This is a genomic window from Mycobacterium sp. (assembly GCF_035653355.1).
Lineage (GTDB): Bacteria > Actinomycetota > Actinomycetes > Mycobacteriales > Mycobacteriaceae > Mycobacterium.
Genome location: NZ_DASRBZ010000616.1, coordinates 1 through 2,248, shown reverse-complemented (window position 1 = coordinate 2,248; position 2,248 = coordinate 1). Strand labels below are relative to the sequence as shown.

General features: G+C 66.2%; 3 protein-coding genes. 1 reads left to right on the top strand and 2 read right to left on the bottom strand.

The features are described from left to right. On the bottom strand, positions 1–1,168 hold a 1,168-nt coding region (locus VFA16_RS21320), incomplete at its 3' end, for an Hsp70 family protein (protein ID WP_324969743.1). A gap of 40 nt (positions 1,169–1,208) precedes the next feature. After that, complete coding sequence (locus VFA16_RS21315; RefSeq protein ID WP_324969742.1) at positions 1,209–1,886, bottom strand: MBL fold metallo-hydrolase; 678 nt, start codon at positions 1,884–1,886, stop codon at positions 1,209–1,211. 81 nt (positions 1,887–1,967) lie between these two features. On the opposite strand from VFA16_RS21315, the gene VFA16_RS21310 reads away from it, so the two are divergent. Then, a partial coding sequence (locus VFA16_RS21310; RefSeq protein WP_324969741.1) for a hypothetical protein occupies positions 1,968–2,248 on the top strand: 281 nt, incomplete at its 3' end.

Sequence of the window (2,248 nt, the reverse complement as noted above, 5' to 3'; positions counted from 1 at the left end):
TCGGGTCGAAGCTGACGTCTTCTCCCGCGTGCGCTTCGCGGAACACCCCGAAATGCCGCGAAAGCCGGTCAGACAGCGCGAATCCGGACTCCTTGTCGAGGAACACCGCCAACCCGATCGCCGTCGCCGCAAACGGATGCGGTGAGCGTTTGACCCGCTTCTCGCCGAACCTCTCGTCCAGCACGGTGCGCAGCTTACGGGCGACCAGCGGGAAGCTTCCAGCGCCGCCCACCACGTAGATGCCCGCCACCTCCGACCAATCCACCTCGTCACCGGCGGCGTCCGCCAGGACGCGCGAGAGGACCGCGACCGTCTTGTCGACCAGCGGCGCGCAGACCGCATACACGTCGTCGATCGGACAGGAGAACGGCGGCTTGCCGACCGCTTCGAGGTCGACCAGGAAGCGGCGCGTGTTGGGGCCGACAGCTTCCTTGCGAGCAGCGCACTCCTCGAGCAGCAGCTCCCGGGCGGCGGCATCGAGTCTGCGAAGCTTGGCGCGGTTGCGGACCAGCTGCAATATCGCCTCGTCGAAGTCGTCGCCGCCGAGGCGCTGGATGCCCTCGCTGGTGACCACCTCGTTGAGGCGTCCAGTCATCTTGAGCAGTGACGCGTCGAATGTGCCGCCACCGAGGTCGTAGATCAGGACGTATTCGCGTTTGGCGGTGATCATCGAGCGGTAGCGGTGGGCGTACTCGAAGCCCGCCGCCGACGGCTCATTGAGCAGCGCGACGACGTCGAAGCCGGCCTGCGTGAAGGCGTCCAGCGTCAAAAACTGTTGGGCGCTGGAGGCGTTGGCCGGCACGCTGATCGCGGCCTGGATTCGCTGGCCCGGCGACAGATCGACGTTCGACCGCTCCTGCAGGTCGCTTTTGAGCTGGGCGAGAAAGCCCACGAAAAGGTCAGCTAACCGGTAGGAGCGGCCGGCCAGGTCGACCGTCGTGCGCGGGCCGGCGTTGTTGAGCAGCCGCTTGAACGACCGCAACACCGCCCAACCCGGCTCGCGTCGCATCGCGGCAGCGTCCAAACCGAAACGCAGTTCGCCGGCCTCGTTGGCGGCGATCACCGACGGCCAGGCGTCGATGCCTTCGAACGACGCGACGGGGTAGTTGCCCCTGTCGACGACGGCGACGACGGTGTGCGTGGTGCCGAAGTCGATGCCGACCCTCACCCCGCAAAGCTTAGGCGCTGCAGGGCGTTTCGCGTGCTATTTACCAGCCGCGCTCGCGCCACTCGCCGAGTTTGGGCCGCTCGGCGCCCAGCGTGGTGTCGTCGCCGTGCCCGGGGTAGACCACCGTGGAGTCGTCGTAGACGTCGAACACCCGGGTGATGACGTCGTCGAGCAATTGGTCGAAATCCCCGGCCTTCCAGGTCTTGCCGACACCGCCGGGAAACAGGCAGTCGCCGGTGAACAGCTGGGTGACACCGCCCGTAGCAGGGCCGTCGAGGGCCAGCGCGATCGATCCGGGTGTGTGACCGCGCAAGTGGATGACGTCGAAGGTCAGCTTGCCGATCTGGACCGTGTCGCCGTTGGCTAGCAGCCGATCCGGTTTGACCGGCAGCGGGCCGGCGTCGATCTCGTGGGCCGCTGTCGGCGCACCGGTGGCCCCAGCGACCGCTTCCAGCGCCTGCCAGTGGTCGAAATGCTGGTGGCTGGTCACGATCAGCGACACCTTGGGGGCGTGGCGGCGCATCAGGTCGATGAGCACCTCGGCGTCGTTGGCGGCGTCGATCAGCAGCGTTTCACCGGTCTCGGAACACGACACCAGGTAGGCGTTGTTGTCCATAGGCCCCACCGACGCCTTCAGGATCGTTACGCCGGGCAGCGTGCGGCGTGCCGCGGTCCCCGGGTCGACGTGACCGGTGTAGTTGTCGTCGAGGACAGTCATATGGGTCACGTTACTGTTCAAGAGTTGGTTGTCGGTACGGGCACATAGCATGGGGAACGTGGTGACTCTGAAAGGGACCCGTTGGCTGAGCGCCTGATCGTCAAGGGTGCGCGCGAGCACAACCTGCGCAGCGTCGAGCTCGATTTGCCGCGTGACGCGTTGATCGTCTTCACCGGGCTGTCCGGCTCGGGAAAGTCTTCGCTGGCGTTCGACACGATCTTCGCCGAGGGGCAGCGGCGCTACGTCGAATCGCTGTCTGCCTACGCGCGCCAATTCCTGGGCCAGATGGACAAGCCCGACGTTGACTTCATCGAGGGCTTGTCACCGGCGGTGTCCATCGACCAGAAGTCGACCAACCGCAA